The organism is Anabaena sp. CCY 9613 (assembly GCF_963920895.1).
Classification (GTDB): Bacteria; Cyanobacteriota; Cyanobacteriia; order Cyanobacteriales; family Nostocaceae; genus Cyanocohniella.
Genome location: NZ_CAWUDE010000030.1, coordinates 1 through 19,457, shown reverse-complemented (window position 1 = coordinate 19,457; position 19,457 = coordinate 1). Strand labels below are relative to the sequence as shown.

Genomic DNA, 19,457 nt, shown 5'->3' with positions numbered 1-19,457 from the left:
TGCAAACTGCAAATTGTTTAGTTAGTCAGCTGCACAGCGAAACCCAGCGAACATTTCGCGCATGTGGGGATAATACCAATTACGAAAACTAGAACGCAGTACCCAAGGGCGTGTTGCCCAACTACCGCCTTTTAAAACGCGATGTTGTTGATCAAAATAAACTTGTGAGTAACCGATGTAAGGGTAACTCTGAAAACCTTTGTAATTATCAAACCAAGAAGCCGTCCATTCCCAGACATTGCCGAGAGTATCGTATAGGCCATAGGCACTTTGTCCTTTTGGATAGGCATCTACTGGTGTAGTCTGACCAATGAGGCGATCGCAGTTACAATTTTCCGATGTAGGTAATTCATTCCCCCACGGATAGATGCGGCGACAATTAGCTTGAGCATCCCAACTAGCGGCTTTTTCCCACTCGGCTTCTGTTGGTAGTCTTTTTCCCACAAACCGCGAGTATGCTTCGGCTTCATACCAACTCACACCATAAACCGGGTGATTATCCGCAGTGCGATCGCCACACCAGTAAAGTGGTTGTATTATCTGCTCAGTTTGTCGCCATTGCCACCCAGCCTCTGACCACCAGCGATCATTTTCATAGCCTCCCGCTGCCATAAATAACCGATACTGCCCACAAGTCACTGGGTAACGGTCAAGATAATAAGTGTTCAAATATACTTTATGTGCAGGTCGCTCATTATCCAGAGCATCTATAGAATCTTGCCCCTGCTCAAACTCCCCAGCCGGGATTTTAATCATTTCCGTAATATTACTGTAAGAAGGGACATTATTGACTTCTCTCCCCAGTGCCCCCTCTTCCCTTTTCAACAGTTCCCACACAAAGCTAATAATTTCACTATGTTGGCTTTCATGCTGAATCAAAAAGCGCCACAAACGTTCTTCGCGCTCAATATCAACTACTTCCAAATGTTCTAAAACTTTGCTTCTTACCGTGTCCAGATAATAGAGAATTTCCTCTAAATTAGGTAATTGCACACGTTCTGATTTCGGCAATCCATCAGCCGCCAATAGCTGACGATATTGGGGAAACAAACAAGGTAAACCCGCACTATGTTCTAGTAACCACAAAGACTCAATATAAGCAATGTGCCCTAAATGCCAGCCAACGGGACTAAAATCAGGATGAGGCTGACTACGAAATGTCGAGTCGTCCATCCCCTCAAACAACTTCAGAGTTTTATGGCGACACTCATGTAAAGCACAAGTAATAGATTCTTTGACACTAAATTTGGTTAACTTGGATATCACAGTCTTCTCCCACACTGATAATGCTATTTTCTGGAAAAGTAATCCAATTACCAGTAAATAACGGTTCAGAGGCAATAATTACAGATTGAGGAAAATTTAAATCATCTCTGAGCCAATAAAGCGATGGCGCAGGTGAATTAGAGGCAAAGCGAGAAGCAATCAAACGATTTCCATCGCTAAAAACAATGTTGGCTGAAACTTTGATTGTATGGCGTTTTGCCATTTCTAATAAAGTTACTAATGTATTACGTAAAGCATATTCTGGAGGTCGATGTTTATTAATTTGAGCCTGGGAAAGTAGCAAAGCGAAAATGTGTTCCGAATCAGTATTACCATTAATTTTTTCGTAAAAATCGTTAGTTAAGATACTCCGGATTTTGCGGTGTAATGTTTTGCGAAAATTTTCAATAAATCCATTGTGAATGAATAGCTGTTGTTGATAACTAAACGGCTGACAATTAGCAAAATCTAAAGCTTGTCCTTCTGTAGCACTGCGAACATAAGCCAGTAAACACTTAGATTCTACATAACGGCTCAGACTAGGTAAATTTACATCATTCCAAATAGGTAACGTGTTTTTATATGTAAAAGGTTCAGCCTCTTTTTGATGATGATACCAACCCACTCCAAAGCCATCGGCATTGACAACCCCAGAAGTCATTTCGCGTGGTTGGTAACTCTGAACTATTAAAGAATGTTCAGGTTTATACAATATTTTTTCTAATGAAACAGGTAAACCTATATAAGCGAGTAAACGACACATGTATAAAAAATTACATAATTAGCAAGACTTATTGAAAGTTTGTAGTCAGCGGCTCTAGCCCTTTAAAACCTGGAAACAGAGCGATAAATCGCTCACTACGAACGAAACCTTATTTTACATTTAATTTTGACTTCGCCGTAAAGCTCTGACGGGCATAGCTACGCTTACCGCGTAGCGTCTTGCAGAGAAGGATTTACCCATGCTTTAATAACGGATACGCGGATCAACATAAGCATTTAAAATATCAATTAAAATGCTTGCTGCGACCACTATCGCCCCAAAAAATACGAGTACTCCCTGTACCGTGGGATAATCGCGATCGGAAATTGCTTGATAAAGTCGATTCGCTAACCCAGGCCAAGAAAATGTCACCTCTGTTAAAATTGCTCCACCCAACAGAGACGCAAACGTTAAACCTAAAACCGTAATTACGGGAATTAGGGCATTTTTCAAGGCATGGGAGACTAAAATTTTATTTTCAGTAATACCTCTGGCTCTAGCGGCTTCTACATAATCGGCTTTGAGAGTTTGCTTTAAATTGACGCGGACAATACGCTCAAAAATCCCACTAAGCAAAATTCCCAGAGTCAGACTAGGAAGGGCTAAATGGTGCAATGATGTCAACAACTGGCTGAAGTTGCCCGTAAGCAAGCTATCTATTATATATAATCCCGTAATAGGAGTAGGCGCAGGTAAATTGGGCGGAAAACGGTTGGAATTGGGAAACCAACCTAGTTGTACCGAGAAAATTAATTGTAAAAGCATTCCTGCCCAAAACATGGGAAGTGCGTATGTAATGATACCAAACAACCGCCCCCCAATATCAAAAATTGTCCCCGGACGAGAAGCCGAAAGAGTGCCAGCTACAATACCAACCATGAGTGCAATGGCCATACTCGACACTGCTAACTCTACTGTCGCCGGGAAATACTGTCCAATTATGTCCCATACATGCTGTCCCCGACTGGTTAAAGAAGTACCCAAATCAAAGCGCAGTAAGTTTCCCATGTAATTCAAATACTGTAGCCAGAGAGGCAGATTTAAACCTAGTTGTTGGCGTAATTCCTCTTTCGCTGATTCTGGCGCACGTCCACCGAGAATCGCATCTGCTGGATCTCCTGGTGTGGCTCTCAGTAATAAAAATACGATGGTAATGATAGTCAAAAGTTGCAATGGAGCCAATAGCAACCGAGAGAGAATGTAATATTGTAAAGCTTTAGAGCGAGACATATTTTAAGTAATTCGTAATTAAACCCCCGATGTCTATTCGGGGGATATGAATTTATGATTTTTGAATCAGTCTGTAAACTAGATTTTGAGTGGGGTCAAGTTTGACATTATTTACACCTGTTTGAGCAAAAATATAGTCTTTGGTTTGCCACAGGGGAATATACGGTACATCGGTAGCTACTTGTGTTTGGATTTTTGTAAAAATCTGTTGACGTGCTTGGGGGTTTTGTTCTTGACGCTGTTGGACAATTAGTTTGTTTACAGCATCACTATAGTAAAAGGAACCCTGTGTTCTACTACCGCCATCTTCACAGCCATTAGCAGTTGAACCTTTTTGACAAGACAGAAATGGCTGTACATAATTATCAGGGTCTAAAAAGTCGGGATACCAATCAACTAAAGCTACTGGATATATACCCCTAGAAATATCTTTAAAGAAGGTGGCACTTTCGACTGTACTGGTTTCTATTTGCAATATGCCATCCATTTGTTGATCGGCAAGAGATTTCAGTGTTTGTGCGGCCAAGCTGCGATTAGCTGAACTAGAAGGATACCAAATTTGCACTTTAGCAGGATTTTCTTTGGAGAAACCAGCGCTAGTTAATAATTTTTTGGCTTGCTCAAAGTTAGCATCACCATATTTTTCTTGAAACAATGGCTGGGAAACTTTAAATGTCGTGGGAATCATGCTGTAGAGTGGATCAGCTTGACCAAGCATCACTCGCTCATTTAAGAGTGGCCGATCAATCATCGCTGCGATCGCAGCTCTAACTTCTGGTTGATCTAAAGGCTTTTGATTCCGATTCAACACCATATAACTGACTACACTACCCTGAGCTGTAATCGTTTGCCAATCTCCTTTTGCAGCACCTTGTTCTAAGCTACGAATTTGATCTGGTTGTAAAGTCAGATACGCTACATCTACTGCGCCTGTGCGGAAAGCATTAAACAAATTCACTGGACTCGTCTGAATTTGGACGTTAACGCCTTGATTAGCTGGTTTTTCTCCCCAATATTTGTCAAATACATCTAATCGTAGGGAATCTGTACCATATTGCGCTAACTTGTAAGGGCCAGTTCCCACAAAGGTATTAGGCTGGAATTTACCAGCACCAATTTCGTAAGCTGTTGGCGAAACTGCACAAGCCCCAGAAAATGCCAATAATGCAGGAAATGCGGCAAATGGCTGTTTTAATTGAATTATTAACTCATTTTCACCTGTAGCTTTGACGGATGCTATTGTGTCTGACAGCAAGAAAGAGGGTTTGCCTTTATTTTCAATAAATCGCTGGATGCTAAACTCCATTGCTTTGGCGTTGAAGGGAGTTCCATCGTGAAATACCACTCCCTGACGTAAAGGAATCGTGTAGGTTAAACCATCAGCACTCACCTGAGGTAATGCTGTGGCCAATTGGGGTTGAATTTCCGTGTTACCTGGTTCATAAGTGTACAGGCGATCGCTCATATTAAACACCAAACTCAACGATGCCAACTCATAAGTATCAGCCGGATCGAGGGTTCTCGGTTTCAGTGTTGTACCTACAGTAATTCGCCCATCACCCGCACCAGATGATGAATTAGTTGTTTGCTGACGAGGCGCGCAACTTACAACCAAAAGTAAACACAGACAAAATAAAGATAAGAATTGTGTTATCCTACCCCATCGCCTCGCAGTCAAGGAAATCCAGGTCATAGCATTCAGATTTTTGAAATTAGCGGTCAGTAATGATACTCATACTAGAATATGCGGCCAGGCTACTTAACTTTTTGTAATATACAGCGCGTCTTCATGGCTCGAAAGAGCACAGAGGTTGGGAGCTAAGGCGAACTACCAGATAAAGCTGCAAAATATCTCAGTAATCAAGTCAAAACACCAAAAAATTTTGCTTGGCTGCAATAAGTTGTATTAAATACCAAAATTATTAAGTTAACTTACGACGTATAAATTTTCTTGCCAATATATACCTTTTGTTAGAAGAACGATTTTGTTTTATTAATTATTATTGTTTTGTAGTTAATTCATTTAACTAGCTGAAAGGTAGGTAAATAATCAATTATCTTTCATTTCTAATTTATCCCTTAGGGATAATCTAATTTATTGGGCTTTTACCATTTTGGATAAAGTCAAATATATGCCGAAATGGCAAAAACGTAAATAATGTACCTATGGAGCATTAACATGTTAAATTCGATTTCCAGCACAATTACTCAAATCAGTTCATTTCTGAAAAAACTGCAAGTAAAAAATTTATTTGCTGTTGTATTAGTTGGTTTTCTTGTGCTAACAACAAGTGTCGATGCTAGACAAAATAATCAAGCATTAAGAGAGAATGTCCGCGAGCAGATCCAACAAAATGATGCTCAAAGACCAAAAACTCTCGGACAATGGGAGAAAGAAGCCCGTCAGACCGAAGATGCTCCTATTGAAAGACTCCAGAAGATTGGACAAGAGTCAGGAGAAGCTCTAAAAGAATTTGGTTCAGGCTATGTAGAAGGTGCCAAAGAAACTGTCCGTGACATCAAAAATAGTGCATCCTAGATCAGGGAAATATCTACGGCATTTTGCAGAAAACTTACTTATTGATAGCTGATTTTTCTCAAATTAAGTAAGTCAAATTGATGCTCCCATTTTAAACAGTGGGAGCGTTGATGTTGATATAGATACTATATTTAAACTGTATGCCCCAATATAAATTTATCTGCGTTCATCTATATTATTGAAAATTAGAAAATTTTGACCCGATAAACCCGGAAAACCTAATTTTTCGTTGCTTTTATTCTCTGAAAACTTACACAATAACTCTCTGAACCTCTTATTTATGTCCTTTGCGGTTTGTCTTTTCATGATTTTGGGTACGTCCTGTCTATAAACTGTTAATTCTTTATTGCCATACCTCATGATTGTTACCTCATGATTGTTGAACAGACCATCGCAGGCTCAGTGTCATATAAAAAACATAGCATTTAAGTATAAATAAGTTATAAACAAGCAAGTCAAAGCGGGGATTCAAGTATCACCACCCGAATTTTGCTTTTTGTTTCCTCCATTCTCATGACACTTTTTAGGTAAACTGAGAGATAAGCAAATTAAATTGTGACAGCAATTTGGAGTCAGATGATACTGACATACAGTGCGATCGCATCTATTTACACGCTTGCAAACAAGTCCATCAATAGTTACACTTTTTAAAACATTCTCATTTTTGCTTGGCAATTGCGTAGACGCCCAACAGTTTGTTCCTCAAGGGTGATATTCCCTAACGTCTAAACGTCTTACAGGCGTTTGCCAGGTTCCCCAAGAACCCAGAGACAGTTAGGCGATCGCTACTCGGTAGGTCTAAGCTACTCAGCGTCCCACGGTATTGTCAAACTAGCCACACAGTCTAATTCATCAAGACTAAGTTGTGGTTTAACTGAAAATCCCGGCAATAAAAAAAACTCAGAGAGTTCACTGAATGGCAACTTACGCCCATCAGAACCTCGGTAAGAAAATTGCTTTGTAAACATACTCATCGAGGAGGAGCGTAGTCGATGGGACTACCCTGGTACCGAGTACACACAGTCGTTCTGAATGATCCAGGACGGTTGATTTCTGTACACTTGATGCACACAGCCTTGGTAGCAGGCTGGGCTGGTTCGATGGCATTGTACGAACTAGCTATTTATGACCCCAGTGATCCGGTTCTTAATCCGATGTGGCGTCAAGGAATGTTCGTGCTACCCTTCATGTCACGTTTAGGTGTTACCCAATCGTGGGGTGGTTGGAGCGTTACTGGTGGCCCAGCAACCGACCCTGGTTTCTGGTCATTTGAAGGTGTTGCTGCTGCTCACATCGTTCTTTCTGGTCTATTGTTCCTAGCTGCTGTTTGGCACTGGGTTTACTGGGACTTGGAACTCTTTAGAGATCCTCGCACCGGCGAACCTGCTTTAGACTTGCCAAAAATGTTTGGCATTCACTTGTTCTTATCTGGTCTACTTTGTTTTGGCTTTGGTGCTTTTCACCTCACCGGACTATTTGGCCCGGGAATGTGGGTTTCTGACGCCTATGGAGTAACTGGTAGCATCCAAGCAGTAGCACCAGAATGGGGGCCAGCCGGATTTAACCCCTTTAACCCTGGTGGCGTTGTCGCTCACCACATCGCCGCAGGCGTTGTAGGCATTATTGCTGGTTTATTCCACCTCACAGTTAGACCCCCCGAAAGGCTATACAAAGCTCTGCGGATGGGGAACATTGAAACCGTACTTTCTAGCAGTATCGCTGCGGTGTTCTTTGCAGCTTTCGTGGTTGCTGGAACTATGTGGTACGGTAACGCTACCACCCCGATTGAATTGTTTGGCCCTACTCGTTATCAGTGGGATCAAGGCTACTTCACTCAGGAAATTGAGCGTCGCGTACAAACTAGTCTTGCTGAAGGTGCAACCCTTTCAGAAGCCTGGGCACAAATTCCTGAAAAACTGGCTTTCTACGATTATGTCGGTAATAGCCCCGCCAAAGGTGGTCTATTCCGTACAGGGCCAATGGTCAAGGGCGATGGTATTGCTCAATCTTGGCAAGGTCACGCAGTATTCCAAGATGCTGAAGGCCGGGAATTGACCGTGCGTCGTCTTCCCAACTTCTTTGAAACCTTCCCAGTTATCTTGACCGATGCTGATGGAGTTATCCGTGCTGACATTCCTTTCCGTCGGGCAGAATCTAAGTATAGTTTTGAACAAACTGGTGTCACCGTCAGCTTCTATGGTGGTGATCTCAATGGTCAAACCTTTACAGATCCAGCCGATGTGAAGAAATATGCCCGTAAAGCTCAAGGTGGTGAAATCTTTGAATTTGACCGCGAAACCTTAAACTCTGATGGTGTATTCCGCACCAGTCCTAGAGGTTGGTTTACCTTTGGACACGCTGTATTTGCTCTCTTATTCTTCTTTGGTCATCTCTGGCATGGTTCTCGGACAATCTACCGAGACGTATTTGCTGGTGTTGATGCCGATCTAGAAGAGCAAGTTGAGTGGGGTCTATTCCAGAAAGTGGGTGATAAAACAACCCGCCGGAAGGAAGCCCTCTAATTTTTGGGGACTGGGGACTAGGTGCTGGGGATTGAGAAAGAGTCTTCCTCATCCCCCATACCTAATCCTCAATCTCTTAGAATTGATAAACTATCATTACTTGCTGGATAGGCAGGAGCTTTTAATATGGAAAGCGTTGCATACATCTTGATTTTGACCTTGGCAATAGGAGTTCTTTTCTTTGCGATCGCATTCCGCGAACCCCCCCGTATCGAAAAGAAAGATGATTAATAGGCTGCTCTTATTAAAGTTTTAAGAGCAAATATCATGGTTTATCCGCTGTTACCAATAGTGGTAGTAGCGGATATCTATGTTTATGAAAGAACAGGAAACAAGGTGGAAAAAATGTTTCAATGACTAATGACTAATGACTAATGATTTATGATATAATTTTCTATCTGGAAGTTAATATGTGTTAGTGCTAGCTTTTCTGCGCTAGGATAAAAAAGATGTAGGTGTAACTGCCTGCCGCCTAGTGCCTCGCATATACATCACGCCTATGCCACAACCTTTACGGAGACTAGAACCAGGAACAAATCAGCATGGTCAATCAGAACTTAACCGCTACAGAAATTGGATTCACTCACGAAGATTTCGCTGCTCTACTTGACAAGTACGATTATCACTTCAGCCCTGGCGACATTGTACCAGGTACAGTTTTCAGTATAGAGCCGCGCGGCGCTCTGATTGACATAGGTGCTAAAACAGCAGCCTACATACCTATACAAGAAATGTCTATAAACCGGGTTGATGCCCCGGAAGAAGTTTTACAATCCAACGAAACTAGAGAATTTTTCATCCTCACTGATGAAAACGAGGATGGTCAGCTGACTCTTTCCATTCGTCGCATTGAATACATGCGCGCTTGGGAACGTGTAAGGCAGTTACAAGCAGAAGATGCTACTGTTCGTTCCGGTGTGTTTGCTACTAACCGCGGTGGTGCATTGGTACGCATTGAAGGGCTACGCGGCTTTATACCCGGTTCTCACATCAGCACTCGCAAACCCAAGGAAGAATTGGTAGGCGAAGAACTGCCATTAAAATTCTTAGAAGTAGACGAAGAACGTAACCGCTTAGTTCTATCTCACCGTCGAGCGTTGGTTGAACGGAAGATGAACCGTCTGGAAGTAGGCGAAGTAGTAATTGGTACAGTTCGCGGTATCAAGCCATACGGTGCATTTATTGATATTGGCGGCGTCAGTGGACTGTTGCACATTTCCGAAATTTCTCACGAGCATATTGATACACCTCACAGTGTGTTCAATGTCAATGATGAAGTTAAAGTCATGATCATTGACTTGGATGCAGAAAGGGGTCGGATTTCCTTATCTACCAAGCAATTGGAACCCGAACCCGGTGATATGATTAAGAACCGGGATTTGGTCTACGATAAAGCTGAAGAAATGGCAGCTAAGTATCGTGAACAAATGCTAGCCAAGCAGCAAGGTCTGACTGTTGCGCCTGCGGACGCTGAAGAAGTTGTAGGCGCTGAGGAAGCTGTCGCTGCAACAGAAGAAGCTACAACTGAAGCAACAGAAGAAGCTACAACTGAAGCGACAGAAGAGGTATCGGCTGTCGCTGAGACTGAAGAAGCTACAACTGAAGCAACAGAAGAAATATCGGCTGTCGCTGAGACTGAAGAAGCTACAACTGAAGCAACAGAAGAAATATCGGCTGTCGCTGAGACTGAAGAAGAAATTCCTGTTGTTGTTGAAGAGTAATCCAAAGTTAGTTTTACTGGTTTACGAATAAGAGCATTAAAGTATTGATTAAAGAGGGAAAACCCCTCTTTTTTTATGGCAAATAAGTTATGTGGGGTGGAAACTTTTGGTAAATATTAAATGTAAAGATATCAGCTTTCCCAATATCCAAGCAATTTTTTTTGATAAAAATGGAACCTTAGAAAATTCAGAAGTGTATTTGCGATCGCTTGGACAAAAAGCAGCACGAATGATAGACGCGCAAGTACCCGGAATTGGGGAACCACTATTAATGGCCTTTGGTATCGATGGCGATCGCCTAGATCCTGCCGGTTTAATATCCGTAGCCAGTCGCCGTGAAACCGAAATCGCCGCAGCCGCATATATTGCAGAAACTGGTAGAGGATGGTTTGAGTCTTTAAAAATCGCTCGTCAATCTTTGGATGAAGCGGAAAAATATCTGGGTACAACTACAGCACCATTATTTCCAGGTAGCTTGGAGGTGTTACAGTCTTTGTCAGCCGCAGGATTAAAACTTGGTATTATTTCCGCAGCCAGTTCAGCCGAAGTTCGTGAATTTGTCGCCCGATACCAGTTAAGCGATTACATCCAGATCCAAAAGGGAGTGGATGATGGCCCCAGTAAACCAGACCCAATACTCTTTTTACAAGCTTGTCAAGCTCTGGGAGTAGAACCGAGCGCTACATTAATGGTGGGAGACGCTGTTGGTGATATGCAAATGGCCCGTAATGCTCAAGCAGCAGGTTGTATTGGGATTACATGGGTGGGTAAATTAGATCACGTCCAAGGTGCGGATGTGGTGATTAATCAACTGGATGCGATTCAAGTTTTATAGTTAGCCGTCAATTGTATGTCTTTCGGGAACCGTCTCAGGAAAGCTATCAAAGTAAAGTAGTTTTGGGTGAAGATGCGACTATTTCACCTTTGGCGTTTCCCGATTTGCAAATAATTGTTTTAGAAATGCTACCACCACTAAGTCGGTGTTAAACGTATAGCGATCGCCTGGCTTGAAACTAGTAAAAGGCGATCGCTTGTCTTATTGTGAGAATAGTTAGAGAAAGATTCTAGCCTCTTTTACTATTCCAAGGGCCCCAAATTGCAAAAATAATACCAGGGCTTTGGATATTGACGAACATAGTCCGACCATCAGGTGAGAAGCAAGCTCCACAGAGTTCGCTAGTATTTAGGGCATTACGTCCAAAATTATAAAGTTCTCCGTTGGAAGACACACCTCTTAAGAACTGTTCACCAGAACCATCCTCACAGAGAATGAGATCGCCAGTAGGTGCTACACAAATATTGTCGGGCATGTCGAGATCGTTTATAGATTGAGATTCGACAAACAAATCAATTGTCTCGTCTCCAGGAATGTATCGCCAGACTTGACCACGGCTTACAGGTCCACCGCTAGTAGCACAGAAGTAAAATTCACCGTTGCCATACCAGATGCCTTCTCCACGGGCAAACCGCGCTGCACCCAAATTGCGACCTTGCACGCGTACATTATCTGTAGTTGTTGGATTGGGGTTAGGAATATCTACCCAATCTACAGACCATTTTTGTCCCACTGCGAACTGGCCACTACTTGCACCTGTAGTCCGATTATAAGTTTCGACGGCAAAAGGTTTCCCTAAGATCACCATAGCTTGGAGTTTGCCACCTTCGGCTAACTGACCAGGCACATTGGGAATAAAACGATAGAAAAGGCTATCTCCTCTATCTTCAGTTTGATAAACATATCCCGTTGCAGGGTCTACGGCTACAGCTTCATGATTAAACCGCCCCATATCAATTAGAGGAACTGGATCTACAGGCTCGGTAGCATCAGCTGGAACTTCAAAGTTATAACCGTGTAACTTTGTGACTCCATTACTTGCAGATGGTATAGTTACATCCTCTTCACAGGTAATCCATGAACCCCAAGGAGTTTCACCACCTGCACAGTTACGAATGGTACCACCGATAGAGGCAAACTGTTTGATGAGTTTACGATTGGGCCCTACAATTAAGGTTGTAGTACCACCTCTACAAATAGCATCGTAGCGATTTGGCACTTGTACTTGTGTACCAGAATTATTACTTAGTTCGTGGTTACAAACCACAATTGTTGTGTTTCCAGGCCCTTGAAAAGCTCCCATACCATCATGAGCGCCAGGCACTGGATTGCCATCACTCATTAAATCGCCTGTACGAGCTAAAATTCTATACTTAAATCCTTCTGGTAATTCTAACAAGCCATTGGGATCGGGCAAAAGTGGGCCATATCCTCTACCAATTCTTTGCCCAAAAGCTTTTCTCGCCAGAAGAGCTTCCAAAGGAGATGCCATCAAAGTACCAGCAGCGGTAGTACCTGCTAATGCAAAAAACTTACGTCTGGAAAATGTCATGCGAATGTTTCAGTCACAGATAAACACTGAAATAAAGACTAGGTAACTTAGATTAAGTTTAGGTAATGTTTTAATTAACTTTTAGTTATTATTGAAAGCTAAATATTAAAAAACTTTCCCCAAGAAAAAAGCAATTTTATGGTAATTATCTGGTACAAAACATTTGAAACATTAATTTTAATGAAAATTTTAATAATAAATAAAAACCAGTTTTAATTAGTTTAAACACGATGTAAGGTGCTGATACTATTCCAGCCTAACTTGTCATGATTTCAAAATATATTGTTTGTTTATGTTTATTATATTTGCCTGATTTCAGCGCTTATATAACCGCAGATTGCCTTGACCACAAGAGTTGGATGGTACTTAAGGCTCATAATAATTTCGGCAAGCATGGAAAATCACTAATTTATTTGGACTCATCCACTATTGGCATGATGATAGTGAACACAATTAGTTAAGAACAGTTAACTGGTTATTTATTTCAGGCAATCAAGGCAGAAATTATAATTGCTGGAAAAAAGTAAATATGATGTACCAAAAAAATAGATACCATTTTATGGTATTTTATTTCTGCAAGAATTTTTGAAATTAAATATCAAAAAGCTCCTATTATAATTATCACTCTTAGAGGCTGATTAACACATATTGAAAAATCAAAAACCTGAAAATAAAATTATGTGATAATAGTTAAAATAGTTGCTGCTAATACATCTGACAGCGAGAAGCATGGGAGATTTTGGGCTTCTCGCTTACCTTATAAACTCAAGTTTATCATCAGTCTCAGGATGGATTAACGAAAATTGTTAGCAATACAGACCCTAGTAAATAGTGGTGGCTTAAACACGATAATCCAGCCGCAGAGCCGAAAAGTTCACGTTGCTTAGGGCTGTAGAGTCTAATACCACGTGGAGAAATGGGTAATACTTGGGGTGTTGTTTCTTTTTTAGTGGTAATGTCAACTAAATAAAAGCGTCCACCAGGAGCAAGAACCCGCGCTACTTCACCTAACACCTGTTGCGGTTCTAAATAGTGTAAAAAACTAATAGTACTAAAGACAGCATCAAACTGGCCTGCACTAAACGGTAGAGACTCAGCTTTGCCCTCGATATAAATAAAACGTGGATGATGGCGATTATTCAGTCTTGCCATCTGCAACATATTAGAAGATAAATCCAATCCAGTCCCCTGCAAATCGGGAAATTCAGTTGCCAATCGCTCAAGCAGGCGGCCAGTACCACAGCCCATATCAAGTACATTGGCTTGCTCTGGTAAATCGACGTATTCTAGCAACCGCTTGTGAATAGCCCGATAAATCACTGAAGGAAACAGCCAATCGTAGCTGGGTGCCCAATAGTCAAAAAGTAGCTTTTTGCCACTGATAAAGTTATGAGTCATGAATATACCTACCTTGTGATCTAGGTGATGTAGTAGTTGCTGGGTAGCTTAAGCCATAACTTGATCATAAAACCTGGATATCTAAGACCTTCAAGCCTGTTCTCTGGCTTACCATTAACGTCTGGAATGTCAAGGCTGACATTTGTAGTTAAATGTGTTCCTGAATATGTATGTGGAGAATCAAGGAACAAAACAACACTGCATAAAATCAAATTACCAAGTGTATGTATTTGTAAAGGTTCCAGTGAATAAACTTAATCAATTCAACAATGAAGGGGAAAAATCATGACAAGCTTAACTCGTATCTGGTTACATAATGACCTCCTATACCCAGTTCGTGAGTATTTGGACAACATGGAAATTCATAACGCCAAACTAGCGCATTTATTATGCAGAGCGATACCTGCCCAATGTCCCTTTGAACGAGACGTGACAATGTTTGGTCATCAGTTATTTCACATTCCAGCCATGTGTAAATTAAATCCCCTCTATGAGCAATTGGTAAGTCTGCGTTTTCGTGCGCTTTGTTATCTCGCTGATGAATGCGGTGAAGATGTCACAGCCTATTGCTAAAGTTGGATGGTGATTTAATCAGCAGCCATCGGTAATTACAGACTTACGGTTGTTACTTACGCCAATCTATACTAAGCTAAGTCAACCTAATTAGATGTCTGACTATTTATTAGCCTCAGTACATCTCTAAAGTGTTATCAGTCTGTGTTGTTGCTTAACTTACCCTGCTGAAATCCTTAACATCATCTATGACGCACATCTTGCTGGTTGAAGATGAAGTCAAACTGGCGCGATTGATAGAATTAGAATTGAGTTATGAAGGCTATCAAGTCAGTGTCGCCTACGATGGACTAACTGCACTCACCGCAGCCAGAGAGTTACATCTAGATTTAGTCATTTTAGATTGGATGCTGCCTGGTTTATCAGGCTTAGAGATTTGCCGCCGTCTGCGAAGTACTGGCGATAAAGTACCTGTAATTTTATTAACGGCTAAAGATGAAGTAAGCGATCGCGTCGCTGGTTTAGACGCTGGTGCTGATGATTATGTAGTTAAACCCTTCAGTATTGAAGAATTATTAGCCAGAGTCCGCGCCCACCTGCGAAGAACGAAAGAAGCCGACGCCGCAGATATTTTAGTATTTGAAGACTTGAGTTTACATCGGCGCACACGAGAAGTCTTTCGGGCCCAGAGGTTAATTGAGTTAACGGCTAAAGAATTTGACTTACTAGAATATTTACTCACCCATCCGCGACAAGTCATTACACGCGATCGCATTTTAGAGGAAGTCTGGGGTTATGACTTCATGGGTGATTCCAACATTATCGAAGTTTACGTCCGCTACTTGCGCCTGAAACTCGAAACCAATAACGAAAAGCGCCTAATTCAAACTGTGCGTGGTGTCGGCTATGTCTTACGTGAGTGAATTATCTCTAAATCCGCTACACTTTGGTCAGGGATTCTTAATCCCCAGGTTAAGCTAATTGTTCTACCCCCAAACAAGCTGAGTATGTAAGCATTTGGGGGTTATGCTGATCTCAGGAAAAACTCATTTATTTGATAAATTCTTACCGCAATGGAATTACACCGCAATAAGAGGATGAAGAGGTTGGGCGTTTCGTAGTAGAGTTATTGTCTCTCACAACGAAAACTCAAAAACTACTCTTGCGCCCATGCCCGATATCTTATCACTGTTACACTGAGTCACGCCGATCGCTTGAGGATGGTAAACGGGTGATGTAAGTCTGTGGTGTGCAATTGGTTGATGGGGGTGTAGCCTTTTGAGGAGAATTACTTCCTGGCTTAAACATCTACTGTCGTGCCATAATGGTACGCATCTCGGCTTCTGTGTCTTGAATCAAATCTCCACTAACATCCACTATCACACTATGAATCTTGCCCGTAAACTTGAAAGGCGGTTCATAATCGGGTGTTATGGGCGCACCAGGAGCAATCCCACAGGTGACACCACTGCTCAGACCTAGTGCTAAGGGAGTAGTCACTGGCACATCAATTTGCCCGACCAATTTCTCATCAATATAAAGTTGGGCGCGACCGGGCGTTCCTTTCCCCTTTGCTAAATCTGGCTGACCCGTGACTTTAAACTCAAAACGCAATTGGTGACGACCTTCCGGGACTGACAACCTAGACTCGACATGATATAGCGATCGCGCTACATAGTTATGAACCCAGTGCAGTTTGCCATCTTTAACATAGAAGGAGTACCCACTATCATTACCCCCATGTGCAAGTAATACTCCTTCTGCACCACCTGTAGGAACTTCCACATCAGCAGTAATACTGTGGGAACGATTTAGCACTTTGACGGCACTATTAGCGGGGATTGCCTGAGTGTCGGGATAGTAGACATAGCGGCTACGATTAACAGCAATTTGAGGACGTTCTTCTGCCAATCGTTGCACGCCCCTGCCATCCACAGGCAACACATTGTATTTTCCCGCCTCTACATACCAAGCGGCAATCATCTCAATCAGCTTAGGGCGGTTATCAGCAGCGATATCATAATTTTCCGCAAAATCCTCAGCCACATGATACAGTTCCCAATGATGAGTATCCAAATCTGTCAACGTTTGGGCCGAAATTGGCTCACCAAAAAACTTACCTGCTTCTGTAAATGAAGTACCAGGCCAAGGACAAACCGCCCGCCAGCCATCATAGTAAAGAGAGCGATGTCCCATCATCTCGAAATATTGGGTAAGATGCTTGGTGGGTGCGTCAGCATGATTAAAAGTATGGGCGAAACTGACACCTTCAAGGGGTGATTGAGTGACACCTTTAATCGTTGTCGGTGGTTCAATTTCTAGTAAGTCAAGTACCGTTGGCACTAAGTCAATAGCATGGGCATACTGAGTACGAATTTCGCCTTTTGCCTCCATGCCTTGAGTCCAATGGACAATCAAGGGGTCGCTGATTCCACCGCGATAGGTTTCCCGTTTCCAACGACGGAAAGGCGTATTCCCTGCCCAAGTCCAGCCCCAAGCATAATGATTGAAGGTTTCTGGGCTGCCTAGCTTATCCAGTGCCTTGAGATTTTCCTCTAGGGATTCTGGCACATTGTTAAAAAACAGGTTCTCATTCACTGAACCAGTGGGTCCACCTTCAGAACTTGCCCCATTGTCCGAGATGACCATAATCAAAGTATTATCGAACTCGTCGATAGATTTGAGGAAGTCGAGTAAACGACCGATATGGTAGTCCGTATGGGTTAAAAAGCCGGCAAAGACTTCCATCATCCGGGCATAAAGCCGTTTTTCCGCGGCTGAGAGAGTATCCCAGTGCGGAACATCGGGATCGTGACGTGAGAGTTCGGCATCTGCGGGGACAATCCCCATTTCCTGCTGACGCGCAAAAACCTTTTTTCTGTAAGCTTCCCAACCATCATCAAACTGTCCGGCGTAGGCATCAGCCCATTGTTTTGGCACATGATGAGGGGCGTGCATCGCACCAGGACAGAAATACATGAAAAAGGGTTTATTTGGGGCAACTTGTTTAGCATCAGCGATAAAGCTAATTGCCTTGTCTGCCAAATCTTCGGTCAAATGGTAGCCTTCAGCGGGGGTATTTTCTGGCTTAACGGTGTGGTTATCATAAACTAAATCTGGATAATACTGGTGGGTTTCTCCTCCTAGAAAACCATAAAAACGTTCAAAACCGCGACCGAGAGGCCAGCGATCATAAGGGCCAGCAGCAGAAAGTTGATCTGAAGGGGTTAGATGCCATTTCCCGATCGCATAGGTGTTATACCCCTTCTGTAGTAATATCTCTGAAAGAAACCCATTCTCAAAGGGAATATTGCCATTACTACCTGGAAAACCGATAGAACATTCTGTAATACAGGACATGGCGTTGGAATGGTGATTGCGCCCAGTTAAAAGGCAAGAACGGGTGGGTGAACACAACGCCGTCGTGTGTAGATTGTTGTAGCGCAAGCCATTGGCGGCTAATGCGTCCAAGTTAGGTGTTTTGATGGGACTTCCGTAGCACCCAAATTGTCCGAATCCTGTATCATCAAAAACGATAAATAGCACGTTTGGTGTGTCTTCTTTGGCTCGTAAAGGTTCTGGCCAAGCCGGACTAGACTTATCAACTGTCCGTCCTATGACACCAGGAAAAGCATTACCGGGTTTGTATTCACGCAGAGACATAAATCTAAACTCCTGAAAATATACAAAGCCTAAAAATTCAAGGATTTAATGACTAAACCAATAAAACTCACTAAGCCAATTATGAGTAAAGCCACTCCAATAATTTCCGCACTGTGAGAGTTTTCGTAGCTATAGCGATCGCTTTGAATTTGTTTAAGTTCTAGTAAAGATTTCAATTCATCTACTGATCGGAATAAGCTTTGGAGTAACCTATTTTTTGCATAAATATAAATATCAGACTAATGCGATGATGTTACTGTTTAGAATAGATGCAGGTCAAAACTCTAATACAAAGTTAGGGAGTTCTTGAGCAACTAATCTAGCAATATTTTTACGTTTATAAAAACTAGCATTAGGAACTTGCAGAGATATCAGATACGAGCTAGAGTAAAAGGCTGCGACCCAAAGCAGTTCTAAATAATTGTGTAAAAGTAGTTAAAGAAATACTCAGTACTCTAACCAGTGATCAGCGTTGGGGGGTAATACTGGAATTTGAAGAAGTTTGGCCAGAGGGTTTTGCTCAATTGATTGCAGCTGCTCCCGATTGGGTGCAGTGGATGGGCTAGAATCGTTGTCATTAGCTCCTTAGTAACATCCAATGATTTTCTTTTCATACCCCACTTCACTAGCTAATACCATGAAAAAAGAATGCGACAGATACCCATCACCAAAACCTTGTTATGTCTAACTTTCTTAATGAGGTGAAAAATCTAAAAATTTAATCAGTTTATATAATGAGTCATAACTACGCACAATTTCAGGTTGTATAAGTCGCCACAATATATTCTGGGAACTTGACATAACCTCCACTAGGATTTGTATTGACGTAGCATCTGCGAGAAAAGACGAATTCTCAAATTGTCTCACACTAAACCCCACCCTTTGTAAAGCACGAGTAGTCCACAAAGCCGCAAGACCCTCACCTATAACTATTACTTCTTCTTTAGAGGGTATATTCAGCTGAAACTCCCCAGAAGCAACATCAAACTCCACCCCCTCACTCCGGAAAGTATCAGCAAAAGCACCAGATAAAACTAAATCTTCCGGAGCGCCAACATTTAGAATACCATCAGACGTTAATAGCCAAACTTGGTCAGCCAAACGCAAAGCCAAATCCAAATCATGAGTAGAAAGCAGAATCGCTTGATGAGTTTCCTGCGCTAACTGACGTAATAACTGCATAATTTCCACCCGTCGCGGTAAATCCAAAAATGCCGTTGGTTCATCAAGTAACATCACAATAGGTGACTGCGCTAAAGCACGCGCAATCATAATTTTTTGACGTTCACCATCACTCAACTCACTAACTTGACGTGAAGCCAGATGCTCTGCACCTACAGATTTTATCGCCCAAAGTACGATCGCTTCATCTTCAGGCGTTAAATTTCCCCACCAGTCAGTATAAGGATATCGCCCCAAACTCACCAAAGTATAAGCACAAAGCATTCCCACATC

General features: G+C 42.1%; 17 protein-coding genes. 8 read left to right on the top strand and 9 right to left on the bottom strand.

Going from position 1 to position 19,457, the window contains the following annotated elements:
- Positions 1 to 21 precede the first annotated feature (21 nt).
- The 4 genes from ACM0OT_RS22960 to ACM0OT_RS22945 form a co-directional block, all read right to left on the bottom strand.
- A complete protein-coding gene (locus ACM0OT_RS22960; protein WP_414566688.1) occupies positions 22 to 1,266 on the bottom strand; it encodes an ergothioneine biosynthesis protein EgtB in 1,245 nt (414 codons plus the stop codon).
- Complete coding sequence (gene egtC, locus ACM0OT_RS22955) at positions 1,241 to 2,029, bottom strand: ergothioneine biosynthesis protein EgtC (RefSeq protein WP_414566687.1); 789 nt, start codon at positions 2,027 to 2,029, stop codon at positions 1,241 to 1,243. Before egtC ends, ACM0OT_RS22960 begins: the two co-directional genes overlap by 26 nt.
- Before the next feature lie 204 nt (positions 2,030 to 2,233).
- Entirely contained in the window at positions 2,234 to 3,259 is a 1,026-nt protein-coding gene (locus ACM0OT_RS22950; protein WP_414566686.1) for an ABC transporter permease, read from the bottom strand.
- A gap of 52 nt (positions 3,260 to 3,311) precedes the next feature.
- Positions 3,312 to 4,952, bottom strand: coding sequence for an ABC transporter substrate-binding protein (locus ACM0OT_RS22945; RefSeq protein ID WP_414566685.1), 1,641 nt, complete (start codon positions 4,950 to 4,952; stop codon positions 3,312 to 3,314).
- Between the two features lie 486 nt (positions 4,953 to 5,438).
- On the opposite strand from ACM0OT_RS22945, the gene ACM0OT_RS22940 reads away from it, so the two are divergent.
- The 6 genes from ACM0OT_RS22940 to ACM0OT_RS22915 all read left to right on the top strand — a co-directional run bounded on the left by ACM0OT_RS22940 (position 5,439) and on the right by ACM0OT_RS22915 (position 11,028).
- Positions 5,439 to 5,798, top strand: a complete 360-nt coding sequence (locus ACM0OT_RS22940; RefSeq protein WP_414566684.1) for a hypothetical protein — start codon at positions 5,439 to 5,441, stop codon at positions 5,796 to 5,798.
- Between the two features lie 992 nt (positions 5,799 to 6,790).
- Entirely contained in the window at positions 6,791 to 8,320 is a 1,530-nt protein-coding gene (gene psbB / locus ACM0OT_RS22935; RefSeq protein ID WP_414566683.1) for a photosystem II chlorophyll-binding protein CP47, read from the top strand.
- Positions 8,321 to 8,446: 126 nt separating this feature from the next.
- Entirely contained in the window at positions 8,447 to 8,551 is a 105-nt protein-coding gene (locus tag ACM0OT_RS22930; protein ID WP_414543776.1) for a photosystem II reaction center protein T, read from the top strand.
- A gap of 311 nt (positions 8,552 to 8,862) precedes the next feature.
- Positions 8,863 to 10,041 (top strand): 30S ribosomal protein S1, encoded by a 1,179-nt coding sequence (locus tag ACM0OT_RS22925; protein ID WP_414566682.1) that lies wholly within the window; start codon positions 8,863 to 8,865, stop codon positions 10,039 to 10,041.
- 106 nt (positions 10,042 to 10,147) lie between these two features.
- Positions 10,148 to 10,876 (top strand): HAD family hydrolase, encoded by a 729-nt coding sequence (locus ACM0OT_RS22920; protein ID WP_414566702.1) that lies wholly within the window; start codon positions 10,148 to 10,150, stop codon positions 10,874 to 10,876.
- A gap of 11 nt (positions 10,877 to 10,887) precedes the next feature.
- Entirely contained in the window at positions 10,888 to 11,028 is a 141-nt protein-coding gene (locus tag ACM0OT_RS22915) for a hypothetical protein (RefSeq protein ID WP_414566681.1), read from the top strand.
- Between the two features lie 77 nt (positions 11,029 to 11,105).
- On the opposite strand, the gene ACM0OT_RS22910 is transcribed toward ACM0OT_RS22915, so the two are convergent.
- Positions 11,106 to 12,428 carry an alkaline phosphatase PhoX gene (locus ACM0OT_RS22910; protein WP_414566680.1) on the bottom strand — a complete coding sequence of 441 codons (1,323 nt, stop codon included), beginning with the start codon at positions 12,426 to 12,428 and terminating at the stop codon, positions 11,106 to 11,108.
- Between the two features lie 783 nt (positions 12,429 to 13,211).
- Positions 13,212 to 13,826, bottom strand: coding sequence for a class I SAM-dependent methyltransferase (locus ACM0OT_RS22905; RefSeq protein WP_414566679.1), 615 nt, complete (start codon positions 13,824 to 13,826; stop codon positions 13,212 to 13,214).
- Positions 13,827 to 14,111: 285 nt separating this feature from the next.
- On the opposite strand from ACM0OT_RS22905, the gene ACM0OT_RS22900 reads away from it, so the two are divergent.
- Both ACM0OT_RS22900 and ACM0OT_RS22895 read left to right on the top strand, forming a co-directional pair.
- Positions 14,112 to 14,399, top strand: coding sequence for a Mo-dependent nitrogenase C-terminal domain-containing protein (locus tag ACM0OT_RS22900; RefSeq protein ID WP_414545948.1), 288 nt, complete (start codon positions 14,112 to 14,114; stop codon positions 14,397 to 14,399).
- A gap of 188 nt (positions 14,400 to 14,587) precedes the next feature.
- Positions 14,588 to 15,262, top strand: coding sequence for a response regulator transcription factor (locus ACM0OT_RS22895; protein ID WP_414566678.1), 675 nt, complete (start codon positions 14,588 to 14,590; stop codon positions 15,260 to 15,262).
- Positions 15,263 to 15,647: 385 nt separating this feature from the next.
- Here ACM0OT_RS22895 and ACM0OT_RS22890 read toward each other — a convergent pair whose 3' ends face one another.
- The 3 genes from ACM0OT_RS22890 to ACM0OT_RS22880 form a co-directional block, all read right to left on the bottom strand.
- On the bottom strand, positions 15,648 to 18,002 hold the full coding sequence (locus tag ACM0OT_RS22890) for an arylsulfatase (protein WP_414566677.1): 2,355 nt from the start codon (positions 18,000 to 18,002) through the stop codon (positions 15,648 to 15,650).
- A gap of 29 nt (positions 18,003 to 18,031) precedes the next feature.
- On the bottom strand, positions 18,032 to 18,178 hold the full coding sequence (locus ACM0OT_RS22885; RefSeq protein WP_414566676.1) for a hypothetical protein: 147 nt from the start codon (positions 18,176 to 18,178) through the stop codon (positions 18,032 to 18,034).
- Positions 18,179 to 18,695: 517 nt separating this feature from the next.
- Positions 18,696 to 19,457, bottom strand: a 762-nt coding sequence (locus tag ACM0OT_RS22880) for an ABC transporter ATP-binding protein (RefSeq protein ID WP_414566675.1), incomplete at its 5' end; no start/stop codon positions are given.

Excerpts from the sequence above, each read along its gene's own strand:
- egtC (WP_414566687.1), bottom strand. The coding sequence starts at position 2,029 with ATGTGTCGTTTACTCGCTTATATAGGTTTACCTGTTTCATTAGAAAAA.
- ACM0OT_RS22950 (WP_414566686.1), bottom strand. The coding sequence starts at position 3,259 with ATGTCTCGCTCTAAAGCTTTACAATATTACATTCTCTCTCGGTTGCTA.
- ACM0OT_RS22945 (WP_414566685.1), bottom strand. The coding sequence starts at position 4,952 with ATGACCTGGATTTCCTTGACTGCGAGGCGATGGGGTAGGATAACACAA.
- ACM0OT_RS22940 (WP_414566684.1), top strand. The coding sequence starts at position 5,439 with ATGTTAAATTCGATTTCCAGCACAATTACTCAAATCAGTTCATTTCTG.
- psbB (WP_414566683.1), top strand. The coding sequence starts at position 6,791 with ATGGGACTACCCTGGTACCGAGTACACACAGTCGTTCTGAATGATCCA.
- ACM0OT_RS22930 (WP_414543776.1), top strand. The coding sequence starts at position 8,447 with ATGGAAAGCGTTGCATACATCTTGATTTTGACCTTGGCAATAGGAGTT.
- ACM0OT_RS22925 (WP_414566682.1), top strand. The coding sequence starts at position 8,863 with ATGGTCAATCAGAACTTAACCGCTACAGAAATTGGATTCACTCACGAA.
- ACM0OT_RS22910 (WP_414566680.1), bottom strand. The coding sequence starts at position 12,428 with ATGACATTTTCCAGACGTAAGTTTTTTGCATTAGCAGGTACTACCGCT.
- ACM0OT_RS22905 (WP_414566679.1), bottom strand. The coding sequence starts at position 13,826 with ATGACTCATAACTTTATCAGTGGCAAAAAGCTACTTTTTGACTATTGG.
- ACM0OT_RS22900 (WP_414545948.1), top strand. The coding sequence starts at position 14,112 with ATGACAAGCTTAACTCGTATCTGGTTACATAATGACCTCCTATACCCA.
- ACM0OT_RS22895 (WP_414566678.1), top strand. The coding sequence starts at position 14,588 with ATGACGCACATCTTGCTGGTTGAAGATGAAGTCAAACTGGCGCGATTG.
- ACM0OT_RS22890 (WP_414566677.1), bottom strand. The coding sequence starts at position 18,002 with ATGTCTCTGCGTGAATACAAACCCGGTAATGCTTTTCCTGGTGTCATA.